This is a genomic window from Tabrizicola sp. T46 (assembly GCF_057219895.1).
Genome location: NZ_JBXVVV010000006.1, coordinates 42,857 through 62,592 on the forward strand (window position 1 = coordinate 42,857; position 19,736 = coordinate 62,592).

Annotated in this window: 17 protein-coding genes; 12 read left to right on the top strand and 5 right to left on the bottom strand. The window is 66.7% G+C overall.

Annotation, left to right across the window (positions count from 1 at the left end):
• Positions 1-126 precede the first annotated feature (126 nt).
• Positions 127-585, top strand: a complete 459-nt coding sequence (locus AC2D9V_RS17220; protein WP_484715322.1) for a type II toxin-antitoxin system RatA family toxin — start codon at positions 127-129, stop codon at positions 583-585.
• 66 nt (positions 586-651) lie between these two features.
• The gene (locus tag AC2D9V_RS17225) at positions 652-1,518 is read left to right on the top strand and encodes a CE1 family esterase (protein ID WP_484715323.1); all 867 of its coding nucleotides are present in this window, start codon (positions 652-654) and stop codon (positions 1,516-1,518) included.
• A 19-nt stretch (positions 1,519-1,537) separates the two neighbouring features.
• Here the strand turns inward: AC2D9V_RS17225 and AC2D9V_RS17230 are convergent, their stop codons facing one another.
• From AC2D9V_RS17230 to AC2D9V_RS17240, 3 genes are read right to left on the bottom strand one after another with little or no spacing between them, the layout of a single operon-like run.
• Positions 1,538-2,002 (bottom strand): CinA family protein, encoded by a 465-nt coding sequence (locus AC2D9V_RS17230; protein WP_484715324.1) that lies wholly within the window; start codon positions 2,000-2,002, stop codon positions 1,538-1,540.
• The gene (locus tag AC2D9V_RS17235) at positions 1,999-2,493 is read right to left on the bottom strand and encodes a phosphatidylglycerophosphatase A family protein (protein ID WP_484715325.1); all 495 of its coding nucleotides are present in this window, start codon (positions 2,491-2,493) and stop codon (positions 1,999-2,001) included. Before AC2D9V_RS17235 ends, AC2D9V_RS17230 begins: the two co-directional genes overlap by 4 nt.
• Positions 2,490-3,608: a bifunctional 2-C-methyl-D-erythritol 4-phosphate cytidylyltransferase/2-C-methyl-D-erythritol 2,4-cyclodiphosphate synthase gene (locus AC2D9V_RS17240; RefSeq protein WP_484715326.1), complete on the bottom strand. Its 1,119-nt coding sequence runs from the start codon at positions 3,606-3,608 to the stop codon at positions 2,490-2,492. The genes AC2D9V_RS17235 and AC2D9V_RS17240 overlap by 4 nt, the downstream gene beginning before the upstream one ends.
• A 180-nt stretch (positions 3,609-3,788) precedes the next feature.
• Between AC2D9V_RS17240 and dusB the strand changes: the two genes are divergently transcribed.
• From dusB to hflX, 9 genes are all read left to right on the top strand, one after another.
• Positions 3,789-4,766, top strand: a complete 978-nt coding sequence (gene dusB / locus AC2D9V_RS17245; protein ID WP_484715327.1) for a tRNA dihydrouridine synthase DusB — start codon at positions 3,789-3,791, stop codon at positions 4,764-4,766.
• The gene (locus AC2D9V_RS17250; RefSeq protein WP_484715328.1) at positions 4,763-5,860 is read left to right on the top strand and encodes a two-component system sensor histidine kinase NtrB; all 1,098 of its coding nucleotides are present in this window, start codon (positions 4,763-4,765) and stop codon (positions 5,858-5,860) included. Before dusB ends, AC2D9V_RS17250 begins: the two co-directional genes overlap by 4 nt.
• Positions 5,860-7,224, top strand: coding sequence for a response regulator (locus AC2D9V_RS17255; protein WP_484715329.1), 1,365 nt, complete (start codon positions 5,860-5,862; stop codon positions 7,222-7,224). The genes AC2D9V_RS17250 and AC2D9V_RS17255 overlap by 1 nt, the downstream gene beginning before the upstream one ends.
• 98 nt (positions 7,225-7,322) lie before the next feature.
• Complete coding sequence (locus AC2D9V_RS17260; RefSeq protein ID WP_484715330.1) at positions 7,323-9,596, top strand: sensor histidine kinase NtrY-like; 2,274 nt, start codon at positions 7,323-7,325, stop codon at positions 9,594-9,596.
• Positions 9,597-9,599: 3 nt separating this feature from the next.
• Complete coding sequence (gene ntrX / locus AC2D9V_RS17265) at positions 9,600-10,991, top strand: nitrogen assimilation response regulator NtrX (protein WP_484715331.1); 1,392 nt, start codon at positions 9,600-9,602, stop codon at positions 10,989-10,991.
• Positions 10,992-11,084: 93 nt separating this feature from the next.
• Positions 11,085-12,461: a Trk system potassium transporter TrkA gene (trkA, locus tag AC2D9V_RS17270; protein ID WP_484715332.1), complete on the top strand. Its 1,377-nt coding sequence runs from the start codon at positions 11,085-11,087 to the stop codon at positions 12,459-12,461.
• The gene (locus AC2D9V_RS17275) at positions 12,461-13,984 is read left to right on the top strand and encodes a potassium transporter TrkG (protein ID WP_484715333.1); all 1,524 of its coding nucleotides are present in this window, start codon (positions 12,461-12,463) and stop codon (positions 13,982-13,984) included. Before trkA ends, AC2D9V_RS17275 begins: the two co-directional genes overlap by 1 nt.
• A 176-nt stretch (positions 13,985-14,160) precedes the next feature.
• Positions 14,161-14,394: an RNA chaperone Hfq gene (gene hfq / locus AC2D9V_RS17280; RefSeq protein WP_008028786.1), complete on the top strand. Its 234-nt coding sequence runs from the start codon at positions 14,161-14,163 to the stop codon at positions 14,392-14,394.
• Positions 14,395-14,450: 56 nt separating this feature from the next.
• Positions 14,451-15,725, top strand: coding sequence for a GTPase HflX (gene hflX / locus AC2D9V_RS17285; protein ID WP_484715334.1), 1,275 nt, complete (start codon positions 14,451-14,453; stop codon positions 15,723-15,725).
• Here the strand turns inward: hflX and AC2D9V_RS17290 are convergent.
• Both AC2D9V_RS17290 and AC2D9V_RS17295 read right to left on the bottom strand, forming a co-directional pair.
• Positions 15,722-16,222 (bottom strand): GNAT family N-acetyltransferase, encoded by a 501-nt coding sequence (locus AC2D9V_RS17290; protein ID WP_484715335.1) that lies wholly within the window; start codon positions 16,220-16,222, stop codon positions 15,722-15,724. The two genes, hflX and AC2D9V_RS17290, sit on opposite strands and share 4 nt — an antisense overlap.
• Entirely contained in the window at positions 16,219-18,684 is a 2,466-nt protein-coding gene (locus AC2D9V_RS17295; protein ID WP_484715336.1) for a penicillin acylase family protein, read from the bottom strand. Before AC2D9V_RS17295 ends, AC2D9V_RS17290 begins: the two co-directional genes overlap by 4 nt.
• Positions 18,685-18,765: 81 nt before the next feature.
• Between AC2D9V_RS17295 and AC2D9V_RS17300 the strand changes: the two genes are divergently transcribed.
• Positions 18,766-19,644 carry an NAD(P)-dependent oxidoreductase gene (locus AC2D9V_RS17300; RefSeq protein ID WP_484715384.1) on the top strand — a complete coding sequence of 293 codons (879 nt, stop codon included), beginning with the start codon at positions 18,766-18,768 and terminating at the stop codon, positions 19,642-19,644.
• The last annotated feature ends 92 nt before the right edge of the window (positions 19,645-19,736 follow it).

Genomic DNA, 19,736 nt, shown 5'->3' on the forward strand with positions numbered 1-19,736 from the left:
ATCGCATGTCGGCAACAGTTCCGAAATGATTCTCATCGGGGCTTGTCCGGTAACCTGCGGCGCAGTCACGGCTTGACCCCTGCCATCCGACGCGCGACATGGGTGATACGTTTCGCAGCACAGCCCATGCCCACCCATTCCGAGACCAAGCGCCTGCCCTACACCGCCCGCCAGATGTACGACCTGGTGGCCGATGTGGCGTCCTATCCGAAGTTCCTGCCCTGGAACTCGGCCGCCCGTATCCGCACGCGCAAGCCGATCGAAGGCGGTGGCGAGGTGATGGAGGCCGACCTCGTGATCTCGTTCAAGGTCTTCCGCGAGCGCTTCACCAGCCGCGTCACCCTCTGGCCCGAGCAGGGGCGGATCGAGACCGAATATTTGGACGGCCCCTTCCACCACATGCAGTCCACCTGGGCTTTCCGCGACATCCCCGGCGGCTGCGAGGTCGACTTCCACGTCGACTTCGAGTTCCGCAATGCGATCCTTCAGGGGATCATCGGGCTGGTCTTCAACGACGCGATGCTGCGGATCGTGCGCGCCTTCGAACGCCGCGCGGCCGAACTTTACGGCCCCGCGCCGCTCTGACCGCGCCGGAACCGGCGCGGCCCCGCGTATCAGGGATCGCCACGTCCCAAGACCGAAGGCCCCCCGATGCGCGTGATCCTGACCCTGATCCTTCTCGCCCTCTCGCCCGCCTCCCTTGCCGCGGAAACCGTCCGCATTGGCGACAGGTTCTACGAGATCGCGCTTCCGCCTGACCCGAAGGGCGCACCGCTGATCCTGGCGCTGCACGGTGGCGGCGGTTCGCCCGACCAGTTCGCCCGCGCCTCGGGCCTGGCACGCGCCGCCTTGCGCGAGGGCTATGCCGTCGCCTTTCCCGCTGGCAGCGGGCGCCGGGGTGACGCGCTTCTGACCTGGAACGGCGGCTACTGCTGCGGCTATGCCGCGCGGAGGCGTGTGGATGACCAGGCGTTCCTCGCGGCGGTCATCCGGGATGCAGCGCAGCGCTACGGGCTTGATCCGCGCCGCGTCTACCTGACCGGCATGTCCAACGGGTCGATCATGGCCGAGACTTTCGCCGCCCGGAACCCGGGCAAGGTGCGGGCGGTGGCCGGGATTGCCGGCACAATGGATACCGGGGCGACCCGCATCGCCGGTCCGGTGCCGGCGCTCATCATCCATGGGACAGCGGACGCCATGGTGCCCTATGCCGGTGGCAGGGGGGATGCCAGCCTGACCCGCACCGACTTTGCCTCCGTGCCTTCGGTGGTCGCGGCTTTCCTCGCCCCCTGGGCGTCGGTTGAAACCGCGAGCCGCCGCATCGACCGCCACGACGATGGCACTTCGGTGACGGTGACCGACCACAGCAGGAAGGGCAGGGTGGTCCTGCGCCTGATCACGGTCGAAGGTGGAGCCCATCACTGGCCGGGCGGGCGGAAAGCGCGGCTGACCGAAGGCAAGACACGGGAGATCGATGCGAACACCGAGATCCTCCGCTTCTTCGCCCTGCATCCCTAGGCGCGCCCCAGCGCCGTCATTACCCCAGCGCAGCCGACAAAAGTTCAAGCGCGTGCTCTGTTGCGGCCTTCCGGACCCGTGCCCGCCCCAGCGCCCCGAACTCGACCGTCTCCACCCTGACGGCTGTCCGGGTGGCAAGACCAAAGCAAACCCGCCCCTCGGGCTTGAACTCCGACCCGCCCGGTCCCGCGATGCCGGTGATCGAGACGGCAAGACCTGCCTCCGACTGCCTCAGCGCGCCCAGGGCCATCTCCTCCGCCACCGCTTCGGACACGGCACCATGGGCAGCCAGTGTCTCCGGCCTGACCCCCAGCATCGCCACCTTCGCGGCGTTGGAATAGGTGACGTAGCCCCGGTCGAACACGTCGGACGACCCGGCAATGTCAGTCAGCGCCGCGGCGACCATCCCGCCGGTGCAGCTCTCCGCCGTAGCGATCCGCATCCCCTTTGCCCGTGCCCGGGTCAGAAGATCGGCCACGTTCACTGAAGCAACCCGTGGTAAAGCCCGGCCAGCGCGACCGAGCCGATCCCGGCGAACAGCCCGGCCCAAAGGTCATCCAGCATGACCCCGGCGGTCGCCTCCATCCGGTCGGCCCGCCCGACAAGCCAGGGCTTCCAGATGTCGAAAAGGCGGAACAGCAGGAACGGCACCACCCAGCCCGGCCAGGCTGCAAGGAACAGGTCCTCGACCCCATGCCGCCACAACGGAATGACGGTGAAGGAAAGCGCCAGAAGCTGCCCCGCCACCTCGTCGATCACCACTTCCGAAGGATCCTCGCCCCCTTTGGCGCGCAGATAGCGCGGCACGGCCCAGAACCCCGCCAGCGTGGCGATGACGCAGGCGACCGGCACGGCCAAAGCCCATCCGGCCTGATAGGCCGCAACCCCCAGCGCCACAGTGATCGCACTCGCCCAGGTACCTGAGGCGGGCCGGAGATGCCCACTGCCGAAGAAGGTCGCGATCAGCGCGCTCATGCCTTGACCAGCGTGGCGGTGGCAAGCGCCGCGATGCCTTCCTCGCGCCCGGTGAACCCCAGCCTTTCGGAGGTGGTGGCCTTGACGGACACGCGGCCCACCTCGACCTCCATGATCCGCGCCAATTCGGATTTCATGTCAATGGCATGCGGGCCGATCTTCGGACGCTCACAGACCAGCGTCACATCGCAATTCGCCAACGCGTAACCCTGCGAACGGGCCAACTCCATGGCGTGGGACAGGAAGATATGGCTCGCCGCGCCCTTCCATTGCGGATCGCTTGGCGGAAAGTGGCGGCCGATGTCGCCCATCGCCAAGGCACCATAGATCGCGTCGGTCAGGGCATGCATTCCCACATCGGCATCCGAATGGCCAAGCAGCCCCCGGGTGTGCGGAACCTTCACGCCGCACAGCCACACATGGTCGCCCTCGCAGAAGGCGTGCACGTCGTAGCCGTTACCCAAGCGCACATCCATGTCTCGCCTCCGCAGGATCGCCTCGGCCCGGGAAAAGTCGCCGGGGAAGGTCAGCTTCAGATTGGTCTCGTCGCCCTCGACGATCGCGACGTCAAGGCCCGCCGCACGCGCCACCTCGACATCATCCAGCGCCCCGCCTGGATGGGCACGGTGGGCGGCAAGGATCGGCGCAAAGCGGAAGGCCTGTGGCGTCTGCGCCCGGTAAAGCCCGGCCCGGTCCACGGTGCCACGGACGAACCCCCCGTCCCCCCGCCAGAGCGCATCGGTGACGGCCAGCGCCGGTGCTGCACCCTCATGCTTGTCCAGCGCCGCGATCAGCCGGTCGATCAGCGCCCGGCTGACCAGGGGCCGCGCGCCGTCGTGAATGAGGACCCGACTAACCCCGGTCCCCTCCAGCGCGGCAAGACCCGCAAGCACCGACGCATCCCGCGTCGCCCCGCCGTCCACCAGCCGGACGCCCAGCCCCTCGGCCCGGGCGCGGTCATCCGGGTGGATCACCACGACCACGGGCAATCCGGCAAAGGCCGCCACGGCATGCTCCAGCACCGGCCTTCCAGCCAGAAGCCGCCACTGCTTCGGCACCTCGCCGCCCATGCGGGTGCCCCGCCCGGCGGCCACGATGATGACGGCTGTGTCCATTGCCACTCCCCCTCTCGCCTTGCTAGTCGCTCGCGGGCGGGATGACAATCTGGCGCGCGACCGGGCGGATATGCTCAAAATTTGTGCATCGCATCTTTTTCAGCCATATTCCGGGGCTGGCGTCTTGGTGCTGTCTGCCCGGGGCGCTAACAGGAAGAGGTCTGCACAAGGATCAGGCAGTTGCCCATCGCCCTCGGCCCGGTAGAGATTGCCCCACCCGTCTTCCTTGCTCCGCTGGCGGGGATCACCGACCTGCCGTTCCGTCGGCTGGTCGCTGGGTTCGGCGCCGGCCTTGTGGTCAGCGAGATGGTCGCCTCGGAAGAGGTCGTGCGCGCCCGCCCCGAAGCCCGCGCCCGGGCAGAGCTTGGGTTCGGCGAACAGGCGACCTCGGTCCAGCTGGCGGGGCGCGATCCCTACTGGATGGCCGAAGGGGCAAAGTTCGTCGAAGGGCAGGGCGCCCGGATTATCGACATCAACATGGGCTGCCCCTCGAAGCGCGTGACGACCGGACTCTGCGGCTCGGCGCTTCTCCGCGACCTCGACCTTGCGCTGAGGCTGATCGAGGCGGTGGTGAAGGCGGTGAAGGTTCCCGTCACACTGAAAACCCGCCTCGGCTGGGATGACACGCTCCACAATGCGCCCGAGCTTGCCCGACGCGCCGAAGGGGCAGGGGTGCGGATGATCACCATCCACGGCCGCACCCGCTGCCAGTTCTACAAGGGCCACGCCAACTGGGCCGCGATCCGCGCGGTGAAAGAGGCCGTGACGATCCCCGTCATCGCCAATGGCGACATCACCGACACCGCCACCGCGCGTGAGGCGCTGCGCCTTTCCGGGGCCGACGGCGTGATGATCGGGCGCGGCGCACAAGGCGCGCCGTGGCGCCTCGCCCAAGTCGCGCATGAGCTTTACGGCACCCCTGCACCCAAGATCCCCGAAGGCGGCCGCCTTGGCCGCATGATCCTCGATCACTACGACGACATGCTCACTTTCTACGGCCGCGACCTTGGCCTTCGGATGGCAAGAAAGCACCTTGGCTGGTATCTCGAGGAAGCGGGGCTCGAACATGCCCGCGAGGCGATCCTCACCTCCACCGACCCGGCCGAGGTGATCCAGCTGATCGAACTGGCCTTCGCCGAGCTGGAGCTTGCCGCATGACGCCCTACCGGATGCCTTACCCGGTGCCCGGCGTGATCTGGGCCTCGCTGCCCCTGCCGACCTTGCTGATCGACCCTCAGGCCCGGATCCTCGAGGTCAATCCGGCGGCCGAGACCTTTCTCAACATGTCGGACCGGGCCCTCCGCGGCCAGCCTGCCTTCGACCGGCTGTCGATCGACGCCCCGATGGAAGAGGCGCTGTCCCGTGCCCGCGCCAACCAGTCGCCCCTCAACATCAATGACGTGGACGTGACCACCGGCGAACGCCCGCCCGTGCAGTGCACGATCCACCTCGCGCCGATGCACGACAACCCCGATGTCGTGATGCTGATCCTGTCTCCGCGCGAAATCGCGGATCGCCTTGGCCGGTCGATGGGCGTGAAATCCGCCGCCCGCTCGGCCATCGGCATGGCCGAGATGCTGGCGCATGAGATCAAGAACCCCCTCGCCGGCATCTCAGGCGCGGCCCAGCTCCTCTCGATGAACCTTGCCACCGAGGATCAGGAGATGACCGACCTCATCGTCGAGGAAACCCGCCGCATCGTGAAGCTGCTGGAGCAGGTGGAGCAGTTCGGGAACATCCGTCCCCCCGACCGCAAACCCACGAACATCCATGACGCGCTCGACCGCGCCCGCAAGTCCGCACTGGTCGGCTTTGCCGCGCATATGACGATCGTCGAGGATTACGACCCCTCGCTGCCCCCCACCTTCGCCGACAGCGACCAGCTGATGCAGGTCTTCCTCAACCTCATCAAGAACGCGGCCGAGGCCTGCAAGACCGGCGGCACGATCCGGCTGCACACCTTCTACGACCTTTCGCTGCGCCTCCGCCGCAAGGATGGCCCTTCCGCAGCACTACCCCTTAACGTCGAGATCATCGACGACGGCCCCGGCATCAAGCCCGAGATCGCCTCGTCGATCTTCGAACCCTTCGTCTCGGGCCGCGAGAACGGCACCGGCCTGGGCCTCGCACTTGTCTCCAAGATCATCTCCGACCACGAGGGCTGGATCTCCGTCGATTCCGTCCCCGGTCGCACCGTATTCCGCGTGTCGCTGCCCATGGCGCCGCGCGACAGGAAGAAGGAAGCGAAATAATGGATGGCACCGTCCTTGTCGCCGATGACGACCGCACGATCCGCACGGTCCTGACCCAGGCCCTGACCCGCGCGGGCTGCAAGGTCCACGCGACCTCAAGCCTGATGACGCTTATGCGCTGGGTCGAGGAAGGGAAGGGTGACCTTGTAATCTCCGACGTCATCATGCCCGACGGCAACGGCCTCGACGCGCTGCCCCGGATCGCCAAGATGCGCCCCGGCCTGCCGGTGATCGTGATCTCGGCCCAGAACACCATCATGACCGCGATCCAGGCTGCCGAGGCCGAGGCTTTCGATTACCTCCCGAAACCCTTCGACCTGCCCGACCTGATGAAGCGGTCGTCGAAGGCGCTGGAACAGAAGCGCCGCGCCCCGAAGGTTGTGGTCGCCCCCCGTGATGCCGGCGACGACCTGCCGCTCGTCGGCCGCACCCCCGCGATGCAGGCCCTTTACCGCCTGGTCGCACGGGTGATGAACACCGACCTTGCCGTCCTCGTCACCGGCGAATCCGGCACCGGCAAGTCGCTGATCGCCCGCGCGATCCACGATTTTTCCGACCGCCGCACGCTGCCCTTCGTCGTGGCCCAGGCCACCGACCTGCAGGGCGTCGACGGCCCCTCAACCCTTCTGGCCAAGGCGCGCGGCGGCTCCATCGTCTTTGACGAGGTCGCGGATTTCGACGAGGATGCCCAGGCGCGCGTCGTGCGGATGCTGGACCTGCTTGGCGACAACGCCCCCCGCATCATGTCCACCAGCCAGTCCGACCTCTCCGCCCGGATGGAGGGCGGTCAGTTCCGCCAGGATCTCTTCTACCGTCTCGGCGGTGTAACCCTGCATGTGCCCTCCTTGCGCGAACGGGTGGATGACATCCCGCTTCTGGCCGAACATTTCCTGGCCCGGGGCGAGCGTGACCTTGGCACCGCGCGCCGTCTGTCCGCCGACGCGACCGAACTGGTGCGCGCCTATTCCTGGCCGGGCAACGTCCGGCAGCTGGAAAACACCCTGCGCCGCCTTCTCGTCACCGCCTCGGAATCCGAGATTTCGCGGGGCGAGGTGGAGCAGGTCCTCGGCAACCAGCCCAGCCCCGAACCCCGCGCCGATGGCACCAGCGGCGAAAAGCTCTCTGCCTCGGTCGCCCGGCATCTCAAGCGCTACTTTGACCTCCATGGTGGCGCGCTGCCGCCCCCAGGCGTCTACCAGCGGATCCTGCGCGAAATGGAACTGCCGCTGATCGAGATCGCGCTCGACGCCACTGCCGGCAACCAGGCGAAATGTGCCGATCTTCTGGGCATCAACCGCAACACGCTCCGCAAGAAGATCACCGATCTCGACATCCGCGTGACCCGTCGGCGAAAATTGATGTAACGCAGCCACAGGCGACGTGTCTTTTCGGTTTCACCCGGCTGCGACGCAAGATATGGTGGCAGGGGGCGGCTTGACCCCCGGCTATCGGACGGATTCGGTTGGACCGCATCATTCAGGGCGATGTCTGGGCACGCTTTTCCCGGCTGCGACGGCAGCGCCGGGTGCAGACGGCAGTCACTCTTGGCCTGGTCTTCCTCGGTCCCGTCCTTGCGGTTGCCACCTTCCTTGCCATGGGACCCTTCAACCAGGACGCGGCTTCGCCTGTCCTGCGGCTGATCCTTCTGGCCGACCTGATCTATGTCCTTGCGATCGCGGCCCTCGTCCTTGCGCGCGTCATGCGGCTTATGGCCGACCGGCGGTCCCGCTCGGCCGGATCGCGCCTGCACCTTCGGCTTTCGGGCGTCTTCATGCTGATCGCCCTGATCCCGACGGTCCTCGTCGCGGTCTTTGCGGTCCTCTCGATCAACATCGGGCTTGAGGGCTGGTTCTCCCAGCGCGTGCGCTCGGTCGTCGGCTCATCGCTCGATGCCGCCGAAGCGTACGAGGCCGTCCAGCGCAATGATCTCGCCGAAGATGCCGTCGCCCTCGCCAACTTTCTCAACCGCGCGAAGCAGCAGGCGGTCTTCCTGGGTGACGATCAGGTCCGGCCGCTCCTCAGCCAGGGTCAGCAGGTCATCCAGCGCGGCCTGAAAGAGGCCTATCTCGTCGACAGCACCGGCGCGCTTAGGACCCGCGGCGAACGCTCCTATCTCTTCGGCTTCGAACCGCCGACCCCGGAACAGCTGGACCTCGCGCGCGAGGGGAACACCGTCCTCATCCCCGACTGGTCCAACAACGAATTCCGCGCGCTCGTCTTCCTCAGCAGCTTCACCGACCGCTTCCTCTATGTGACGCGTGAGGTCGACGGCTCGATCCTCTCGCTTCTCGACGAGACGAAGGAAACCGTGCAGCTCTACAACCAGCTGGAAAGCGAACGGGGACGACTTCTGTTCAACTTCGGCCTCATCTACCTTGGCTTCGCGCTGATCCTGATCCTCGCCGCGGTCTGGCTGGGCCTCTGGTTCGCCGAACGTCTGTCGCGCCCCGTGGGCCGCCTTGCGGGCGCGGCCGAACGCGTCGGGGGCGGCGATCTTGACGTGCAGGTGACCGAAGAGGACGGCGATGACGAAATCGCCTCGCTCGGGCGGCTCTTCAACCAGATGACCCGCCAGCTCAAGGGCCAGCGCGAGGCGCTGATGGACAGCCACCGCCAGACCGAACGCCGGCGGCGGCTCTTCGATTCGGTCCTTTCGAACGTGACTGCCGGGGTGATCGGGCTGGACAGTGATGGCGACATCGATTTCGTCAACCGCGCCGCCGAACGGCTTCTGGACCTTGAGGATGGCCAGTCCGACATGCCGATCTCGGCCGCCGTGCCCGAGTTCGCAGCCCTTTTCGACCGCCTGCGCGAAGGAACCGGCAGCGCCGTCCAGGAAGAGGTGCGCCTGACCCGCAAAGGCAAGCAGGAAAGCCTCCTAGTCCGCATGAGCATGCGCCGGACGGATCAGGGCAGCCTGGAAGGTTACGTCGTCGCGTTCGATGACGTGACGCAGCTTGTCTCGGCGCAGCGCATGGCCGCCTGGGGTGACGTCGCCCGCCGCATCGCGCATGAGATCAAGAACCCCCTCACGCCGATCCAGCTTTCGGCCGAACGGATCAAGCGCAAGTTCTCCGCCCAGGTCCGCGATCACGAGGACCTTGAGCAATACACCGACGTGATCGTCCGGCAGACGAACGACCTGCGCCGGATCGTCGACGAATTCTCCAAGTTCGCCCGGATGCCCGAACCCGACCGCCGCGACTGCGACCTTGCCGAACTTCTGAAAGGCGCTGTGCTTCTGCAGGAAAACGGCCAGCCCGCGGTCCGCTTCGTCTCCACCATCCCGTCGGATCCCCTGCCGATGGAGCTTGACGCAACCATGATCGGCCAGGCGCTGACCAACCTGATGAAGAACGCCGGGGAAGCCATTGAAAGCCGGCAGGAAAAGGGCGTTTCGACAGATTTCCGTCCGGAAATCCGCGTGGCGCTGGAGGCGACCGAGGCCGAGGTCGTGATCCGCATCGCCGACAACGGCACCGGCCTCCCCCCCGACCGCGCCCGGCTGTTCGAGCCCTATGTGACCACCCGCGAAAAGGGCACCGGGCTGGGCCTTCCGATCGTGAAGAAGATCATCGAGGAACATGGCGGCACGCTCGCCCTTCTCGATGCGCCGGTTTTCGAGGGCAACGACCACGCCGGTGCCCTTGCCGAGATTCGCCTGCCGCGCAGCCCGCGGCGCAAGCCAAAGTCCAATGTCCCGCCGGAAGCCAGAGTTCCGGCGGAGGGAGGGTAAGACATGACCATTCTGATCGTCGACGATGAACAGGACATCCGCGAACTTGTAGGCGACATCCTGCGCGACGAAGGCTACAACGTCCGCCTCGCCGCGAATTCTGACGAATGCCTTGCCGCGATCAACGTCGAGGCGCCCTCGCTGATGATCCTCGACATCTGGCTCAAGGACAGCCGGATGGACGGGATCGACATCCTGAAGACCGTCAAGCGCGACAACCCCGACATCCCCGTGGTCATCATCTCCGGCCATGGCAACATCGAGATCGCCGTCGCCGCGATCAAGCAGGGCGCCTATGACTTCATCGAAAAGCCCTTCAACATCGACCAGCTGATGGTCGTGGTGGCCCGGGCGATGGAAACCAGCCGCCTCCGCCGCGAGAACATCGAGCTTCGCCGCCGCGACGTCGCCTCGGCCGACATGCTCGGCTCCTCCGCTGCCTTCAAGCTTCTGAAGTCGAACCTCGACAAGGTGACAAAGTCGAACGGCCGGGTGATGCTGACCGGCGAGCCCGGGTCGGGCAAGGAAATGGCCGCCCGCTACATTCACACCAACTCCAACCGCGCCGCGGCCCCCTTCATTATCGTCTCCTCGGCCACGATCGAGCCCGAGCGGATGGAAGAGGTGCTCTTCGGCCGCGAAACGCCGGACCGCGGTGTCGAGCCCGGTCTGCTTGAACAGGCCCACGGCGGGGTGGTCTATTTCGACGAGGTGGGCGACATGCCCCTCGGCACCCAAGGCAAGATCCTCCGTGTCCTCACCGAACAGCAGTTCACCCGCGCCGGCGGCACCGACAAGGTCCGCGTCGACCTGCGCGTCATCTCCTCCACCTGCCGCGACTTGCGCGCCGAGATCGGCCTCGGCCGCTTCCGGCAGGAACTCTACGACCGGCTGAACGTCGTCCCCATCGCCGTCCCCCCGCTCTCCGAACGGCGCGAGGATATCCCCGAACTCACCCGCCATTTCATCGACTGGTTCCACAAGACCCAAGGCCTGCCGCAACGGAAACTCTCGCCCGATGCCGAGACGGTCCTCCAGACCATGGCCTGGCCCGGCAACATCCGGCAGCTGCGCAACATGGTCGAACGGCTCCTGATCCTTGGCGACAGCGCCGGGCCCATTGAGCCCAACGAGCTTCCCGGTGCCGAAACCCGGGCCGAGGCTGACACCGGCGTCATGCTCTCCGGCGCCATCGCGGCCCTTCCCCTCCGCGAGGCGCGCGAGCTTTTCGAGCGGGAATACCTCCTGACCCAGATCAACCGCTTCGGCGGCAACATCAGTCGCACCGCCAGCTTCGTCGGCATGGAACGCTCGGCGCTGCACCGCAAACTGAAGTCGCTCGGCGTCGTCGGCACGTCGCGCGGTGGCAAGGGCTTTGCCGAGTTCGAGGAGTAACTCCCCGGGCTGACCCATCAGGGCTACCGCCCAGCCGATTGACCCACCCGCCCCGATCTGACATTCAGAACCCTCGGGAAGGCAGGGCATTCGATGAAGGTCATCATCTGCGGCGCAGGCCAGGTCGGGTGGCAGATCGCCCGCCATCTCTCGGGCGAAAAGAACGACGTCACGCTGGTCGACATGAACGCGGACCTCGTCCGCCGCGCGACCGACACGCTCGACGTCCAGGGCGTCGTCGGCTGGGCCAGCCATCCGGACGTCCTCGAACGCGCAGGCGCGCGCGATGCCGACATGCTGATCGCCGCAACCCATTCAGACGAGGTGAACATGGTCACCTGCCAGGTGGCCCATTCCGTCTTCAACATCACGAGGAAGATCGCCCGCATCCGGGCGCAGAACTACCTCGCCGCCCTTTACGGTGATCTCACGAACCAGGACCGGCTGGCGATCGACGTCGTGATCAGCCCTGAACGCGAGGTGGCCGAGGCCGCCCTTCAGCGCCTCGCCGCGCCTGCAACCTTCGACACCGAAAGCTTCATGGGGGGCAGGGCGCAGCTACTTGGCATCCAGCTTTCCGAGGATTGCCCGGTCCTGAACACGCCTCTGCGCCAGCTGAACGAGCTTTTCTCGACCCTCCGCGCCATCGTCGTCGGCATCCGCCGCGAGGACCGGCTCTTCGCCCCCGACCCGGGCGACCAGCTTTATGCCGAGGACCAGATCTACGTCTTCACCCATGTCGAGGACGTGAACCGCGCGCTGGAAATCTTCGGCAAGAAGACCAAGAAACAGGAACGCGTGGTGATCGTCGGCGGCGGCAATGTGGGTCTTGCCGTCGCCCGGGCGCTTGAGGCACGGACCGACCGTGTCCGCGCCAAGATCATCGAAAAGGACCGCGCCACCGCCGAAGCCGCCGCCGACGGGCTGGAACGCACCATCGTGCTCAACGGCGACGGAATGGACATCGACATCCTGATGGAAGCCGCGATCGACCGGGCCGACGCGATCCTTGCCGTCACCGATGACGACAAGACCAACCTTCTCGTCTCGGTCCGGGCCAAGCAGGCAGGCTGCCAGATGACCATCGCGCTGGTGAACGATCCGACCCTGGCCCCCCTTATGGCGCCCCTCGACATCGATGCCTACATCAACCCGCGCGCCACCACGGTCTCGTCGATCCTGCGCCATATCCGGCACGGACGGGTGCGGGCGGTCTATTCCATCGGCGATGCCGAGGCCGAGCTGATCGAGGCGCAGGTCCTGTCGACCTCGCCCCTCGCCGGGCGGCTGGTCCGCGACATCGAATTTCCCGAAGGCGTTCTGGTCGGCGCGGTGATGAAGGGCGAGAAGGTCCTCAAACCGACCGGCGACCTCAGGATCGAGACGGGCGATGTTATCGCCCTCTTCGCCATGGCCAGCGATGTCCCGGAAGTGGAGCGCCTCCTGCAGGTCTCCATCGATTTCTTCTGATGCTTGCGCGGCTTGCCGAACTGCCGCTTCTGGTCGTGCTGATCGGCCTTGTGGGCGGCCTTGCGCTTTTTCCCGCACTTTATGCCGTGGGCAGCGACCAGACCGCCCTTGGCCGGGATTTCCTCTGGTCGGCCCTCATCATCCTGATCGGCACCGTGATGCTTGGGGTCGCGACTGCGGCCTACAACCCGCGGAACCTTGCGCGCAGCCATCTTGCGGCGCTGGTCGGCGCCTATGTCGTCCTGCCCCCGGTCATGGCCCTCCCGCTGGTCGAGGCGGTGCCCGACACGACCTTCACCAACGCCTGGTTCGAAATGCTCTCGGCCTTCACCACCACCGGGGCCACGGTCTATGACCCCGACCGCCTGCCGGATGCGGTGCATCTCTGGCGGGCGCTGGTGGGCTGGTTCGGCGGCTTCATCACGCTTCTGGCCGCCTATGCGATCCTGGCCCCCATGAACCTTGGCGGGACCGAGGTCGCCTCGGGCAGGGTACCGGGGCGTGGGGCGCAAGGGGCATCGCAGGTGACAAGGACGGCCGAGCCGACCGAGCGACTGGTCCGCTTTGCCCTGCGGCTTTTCCCGGTATATACCGCCCTGACCCTGATCCTCTGGGTGGCCCTCCTGATCGCGGGCGAGGCCGGGATCAGCGCCTTGATCCTTGCGATGGGCACGCTTTCCACATCCGGCATCACCGGTCAGGCCACAGCCGGCACCAGCGGTTCCGGCGCAATGGGCGAAGTGCTGATCCTTGCCTTCCTGATCTTCGCCATCACCCGCCGCGCGCTTCCCCTGCCGGCCGCCGGGCCCGCGCAGGCCGGGCGCTCGATCTTCGGCGATGTCGAACTGCGCCTCGCCGCCGTCATCATTCTCTCGGTCACGACGATCCTCTTCCTCCGCCACTGGCTTCGCATCGATGCCGGCGTCACCCCTGTCGACGAGGCCGAGGCCCTACCATCGCTTTGGGGCGTGTTCTTCACCGTCACCTCCTTTCTGACCACCACCGGCTACATTTCCGGGGAATGGCAGACCGGCGCCGACTGGTCCGGGATCGGCACGCCGGGCCTGGTGCTGCTTGCTCTTGCAATCATCGGCGGCGGCACGGCGACCACGGCCGGCGGGGTCAAGCTTCTGCGTATCTATGCGCTCCTCCGGCACGGCGAGCGTGAGCTTGAACGGATCATCCACCCCAGCTCCATCGGGCGCGGCGGTGGCGAGGCGCGCCGCCTCCGCCGCGAAGGCGCGCAGCTTGCCTGGGTGTTCTTCATCCTCTTCGCCGCTTCGATCGCCGTCACCACAGCGCTTCTGACGCTGGCCGGTGTCACCTTCGAACCTGCCTTGATCCTTGCCATCGCTGCGCTCACCACGACTGGCCCCCTGGCCGAAGTCGCCCTTGCCGACCCGATCGCCTATGACTCACTGTCGACCGTTGTGAAGGCCATCCTTGGCCTCGCGATGATTGTTGGCAGATTGGAAACGCTGGCCCTCCTTGCGCTGATCCTTCCCGGCCGCAGCCGCAGCTAGTCCCGCCGCTGCAACAGGGCCCGGGCGTCGCTTGCAGACTGTCAACTTTTGCGCTGGAAACTCCTCCCAAGGCGCAGCATACTTTGCACAGGCCGTCTCTGGCGGTGACGATCAGGCTTTCGTCCAGGAAAGCCTCGCGTGACAGTGAAGCGATAGAAAAACAAGGCAAAACAACAATGGCCGCCGACAAGCAAAACCTGCAAGACGCCTTCCTGAACCATGTCCGGAAGGCGAAAGTTCCGGTGACGATCTTTCTTATCAACGGGGTCAAGCTGCAGGGTGTGATCACCTGGTTTGACAATTTCTGTGTCCTTCTGCGCCGCGATGGCCAGTCGCAGCTTGTCTACAAGCACGCGATCTCCACCATCATGCCCGGCGCGCCGATCAGTCTTTACGAAGGGGAAGACTGATCACCCGCGATCCGCAGGGCGATGACGACCTTCTGTCCGACCGGGCAGGGAACCGCTTGCGCGACACCGCCGCGGCGGCAACGCGGACTTATGTGCTCCACCCGGCGCTGAAGTCCGCCTCGGCCCGGCGGCTTCCCGAACACGGGCTGGCCGAGGCCGTGGCGCTGGCCGCCGCCCTTCCGGAACTTGAGGTCCTGGGGTCCGAAGTCGTGCGCCTGTCGCGGACGAGCCCCGCAACGCTCCTCGGTTCGGGCAAGGTCGAAGAGCTGAAGGCGCGCTTCAAGGCTGACGGGATCGAGCTGGTCCTCGTCGACGGCGCGGTCTCTCCGGTGCAGCAGCGCAACCTCGAGAAGGCCTGGGGCGTCAAGCTTCTCGACCGCACCTCGCTCATCCTCGAAATCTTCGCCGACCGCGCCCGCACCCGCGAAGGCGTCCTCCAGGTCGAACTCGCCGCCCTCAGCTACCAGCGCACCCGCCTTGTCCGGGCCTGGACCCACCTTGAACGCCAGCGCGGCGGCTTCGGCTTTGTCGGCGGCCCGGGCGAGACGCAGATCGAAAGCGACCGCCGCGCCATCGACGATCAGGTGGTGCGCCTGAAACGCCAGCTCGACCGGGTGGTCAAGACGCGTGAGCTTCACCGCGCCTCGCGCCGTAAGGTGCCGTTCCCGCTCGTGGCCCTTGTCGGCTATACCAACGCCGGAAAGTCCACGCTCTTCAACCGCATGACCGGGGCCGAGGTGCTTGCCAAGGACATGCTCTTCGCCACGCTCGACCCCACCATGCGCGGGATCGTCCTGCCCTCCGGCCGCAAGATCATCGCCTCCGACACCGTGGGCTTCATCTCGGACCTGCCGACCCAGCTTGTCGCCGCCTTCCGCGCCACGCTGGAAGAGGTGCTCGAGGCTGACCTCATCCTCCACGTCCGCGACATCAGCCACCCCGAGACGGCCGAACAGGCCGCCGACGTGGCCGAGATCCTCGCCTCTCTCGGCGTCAAGGACGACACGCCCCTGATCGAGGTCTGGAACAAGCTGGACCTCGTCACCCCCGACGCCCGAGCCGACCTGGCCCTCAATTCAGCCGGCCGCCCGGACGTCTTCGCCGTCTCGGCCCTGACGGGCGAGGGGATCGCCCCGCTCCTTGCCGCCATCTCCCGCGCCTTTGACGAGGAAAAGACCGAACGCACCCTCACGCTCCCCTTCTCCGAAGGCCGCAAGCGCGCCTGGCTGCACGACCAGGGCGTCGTCACCGCCGAGGAGGCGACGGATCAGGGCCACCGCCTCACCGTCCGCTGGACCGCCCGGCAGGAAAAACGCTACCGCGAGCTTTAGGACGCGCCCTCAGCGGGCCGCCGCAAAGCAAGGTAGACACTGTCGCACCACTCGTCGCGCCACTTCAGCGTGCGCTCCGCCCGCCCGGTCTCGACAAACCCCAGCCGCGCCAGCAAGCCCAGAGAGGCCGCATTGCGCGGATCGACATCGGCCGTCAGTTCGGCAAGGTCCGGATCGGCGGAAAGATGCGCGATCACCGCCGTCATCGCCTCCTTCGCCAGACCCTTGCCCCAGTGGTCGGGATGCAAAAGGAACCCCACCTCCGGCACCCGCCACGCCCCGGCCTTGCCAATCACGCGGCCCTGATGCTCGATCAGAAAGTCCGTCTCCGACGCCCCCTCGATCATGCCTTCCAGCCACTGGCGGCTTTCTTGAAGCGTTTCATGCTCGGGCGTCGCCCAGTAGCGCATCGCCGCCGGTTGGGACAGGATCGCATGCACATCCCCCAGATCCCCGATCCGCGCTGGGCGGAGCAGCAGCCGCTCGGTCCGGATCATTGCCCCTCCGGCGTCAGCACCATCACCCCCGCCGCCGCCGCGCGGGCCAGATCAGGGTCCAGCGACATCGGGATATACTCCCCCCGCCGCCAAAGCTCGCCCAGGTCGTCATAGTGCCGCGACAGGGGATGCCCCGACTGCCCCGTGGCGGTGATGAAGACCGAGCTGTCGGGGTCGGCAAAGTCATAGACCCCCCGGTAGCCCGCCGAGTGCACGTTCTGGAAGGGCTCATCCCCCGTCCCCCGCGTGACACCCCGCATCAGCGTGTCGTCACCCCCACTCGTGGATTGCCGGATGTTCACGAAGTACCGCAGGAACGGCACCTCGCCCAGAACCGGATGGTCATGCACCGCCAGGTGCGCGTCGCCCCAGCGCCAGCTTTCCAGATTGTCCCCGTAACGCTCGGTCAGCCGCAGCAGGGCCTCATCCAGCGCGATCCGCGCGATGTCGGTGCAGGTCTCGGTCGCCGCCGACTGGATCACGTCGCACCAGACCCCCGCGCCCCCCACGTTCCGATAGACCCGCTCCAGGAACACCGGCGAAATATGGGTGAAACTGTCGGCCATTTCGCCCAACTCGTCGCGGATCAGCCGCTCCTGCAAGGCCCTCAGCCAGGCCTCTGCGATCAGCGGCTCGGGCAGATGCTCGTTCATCTCGCCGTTCCATTCGGCCAGAAGGATCAGCGCCCGCTGCCGCAGCCGTTCGGGCGTGCCATCGGGGGCCGCCTCGCCGGTGAACCACAGGTCCGCCCCGATCAAGGGCAGCAAGGCCCGCGCCGTCGGGTTCACCGTATCCAGCTGCGCCTCGATGAAGCTTTCGCGGGTATGCACCTCGCGCGCCTGCATCAGCGTCAGCCAGCGCTGGATGCGCTGCGTGTCGCCCCAGGAGAAGCTCACATGTTCGGGGAAGGGCCGGTCGATCATCTTGTTGTTCGTGTTGCCCAGAAGGCCGCTTGCTGGGTTCACGAAGCGCGGGTTCGTCTCATAGGGCAGGGTGCCCTTGAACCCCGCCGCCGGGTCCGCTCCCAGCACCGGCAGACGGCCCCTCGACGGATGCGCAGGGTCGCGCGCCGGCATCTGGCCCACGACCTGCATCGCGATCCCGTTCAGGTCCGCCAGCATCAGGTTCTGCGCGGGCGCCACGACCAGCCGCCCCGCCTCGATCGCCGAGGCCACATCCCCGGCCTGCATCAGCCGCAGCGCCGCCGTCATCGACGTGTCGGCCCCGTTCAGCGCCGTCCAGCTGACGGCAGCGACATGTCCCGGCGGGGTGATCGAGGCCAGTTGGTAATGCGTGCCGGGCAGGATCGGGCCGTTCCGTGACCAGCGCAGCGTCAGCGTGACGGGGGCTTCATCCTTGACCGTGATGATCGACTGACGGCTTTCGAAGGTCGCCCAGCCTTCCGGCGTGCGGTATTCCTCGGGGTTTTCCGGGTTCAGCTCTTCGATCAGCACGTCCTGATCGTCCAGATAGGCCGTGGTCAGGCCCCAGCCCAGCCGCTCCGACCGGCCGACCAGCACGGCGGGCGTGCCTGGAATGGTGCCGCCGATCACGCCGCCCGATTGCAGCTCCAGCCGCGCCAGATACCAGATCGTCGGCGCCGTCAGGTCAAGGTGGGGGTCGCTTGCCAAGAGGCTCCCGCCCGCCGCCGACCGCGCCGGGGCCGCCGCCCAGGCGTTCGAGGCCCCGCCCATCCCGGGTGCGGCCACCGGCGACATCGGTCCCAGGGCAAAGTCCAGCGGCTCCATCGACGGCAGGACGCCCGGCACCAGCGCGGCAAAGTCCGGCAGCGCCGCCACGCCTTGACCCGGATCGTCGGGCAGGATGTCCGCCAGCCGCTCGGGCGAGAGCAGCAGCGACACCCGCGCCCGCAGGACCTCGTCCTGCAACGATCCCGACAACTGCAGGGCCATCAGCTTCAGGATCGCGATCGAATCCGCCGGGGCCCAGGCGGCGATCTCCGGCTCGAAAAGGAAGAACTCCGGCGCCCCCCGGCCACGTGCGCCCTTGTTGATCTCGCCGATCCAGGCATTCACCCCCGCCGCATAAGCCTCCAGCGCCGCTTTGGTGGCTTCGTCCTGCGCCTCGACCGATTGCAGCGCAAGGCCGTAAAGATCGTAGCGCCGCATCAGCTCGTCCACTTTCACCGTCGGCTGCCCGAATATCTCCGACAACCGCCCCTGCACCGTCCGGCGCAGCATCGTCATCTGCCAGAGCCGGTCCTGCGCATGGGCAAAGCCAAGGGCGAAGAACACGTCCTTGTCCGTCGCCCCGAAGATATGCGGCACGTTGTCGTTGTTCCGCACGATTTCGACCGGGGCGGTGATGCCCTGCACGGTGAAATCCTCGGAATAGTCGACCAGCGACCGCGACAGGATCCAGTAGGCCAGAAGAAGCACGATCAGCCCCAGCACGATCGCGGCGGTCAGAAGCCTGATCAACCAGCGAAAGGCGGTCAGCATGGTTGGTCAGTCATCTTGGGGCGTTGGCTTGACGGGGTCGGCATGTTGGGTTCCTAGTCGATCCGGCCATGAACGGCAATCATCGGAGGGATCAAGATGGCGAAAGTGGCGTTTCTCGGACTTGGGGTGATGGGCTTTCCGATGGCCGGGCACCTTCAGGCCAAGGGCCATGACGTGACCGTCTGGAACCGCACCACCGCCAAGGCCGAGGCCTGGGTCACGCGCCACCAGGGCCGCCGCGCGGGCACCCCCGCCGAGGCCGCGAAGGGGGCCGAGTTCGTTATGGCCTGCGTCGGCAATGACGACGATCTGCGCTCGGTCTGCATTGGTCCGGACGGCGCCTTCGCGGGCATGACGCCGGGCGCGATCTTCGTCGACCACACCACGGTTTCCGCGAACATCACCCGCAAGCTTGCCGCCCAGGGGGCGAAGACCGGCATCGCCTTTGTCGATGCGCCGGTCTCGGGCGGGCAGGCGGGGGCCGAGAACGGCCAGCTGTCCATCATGTGCGGCGGGGACCCCGCCGATTACGCCCGGGCCGAGGGCGTGATGGCAGCTTACGCCCGCATCTGCCGGCTGATCGGTCCCAGCGGGGCAGGGCAGCTTGCCAAGATGATGAACCAGATCTGCATCGCGGGCCTGATGCAGGGCCTGTCCGAGGCGCTCGCCTTCGGCGAAAAGGCCGGGCTTGACGGCGAGAAGGTGGTCGAGGTCATCAGCCAAGGCGCCGCAGGCTCATGGCAGATGGTCAACCGCCACAAGACCATGCTGGAGGGCGAATTCGACTTCGGCTTTGCGGTGGACTGGATGCGCAAGGACCTCGGCATCTGCCTGGATACCGCAGACGAGATCGGTGCGCGCCTTCCCGTGACTGCGCTCGTTGACCAGTTCTACAAGGACGTCCAGCTGATGGGCGGGGGCAGGAATGACACCTCCAGCCTTATCCGCCGCCTCAGGTAGGGTGGGGCTGACCCCACCTTCAACCCTTTCCAAATTGTTAACGTCCACGGCCAAGTGTCTGATAGCGTTCGCAAATCCGAATCTGACCACTG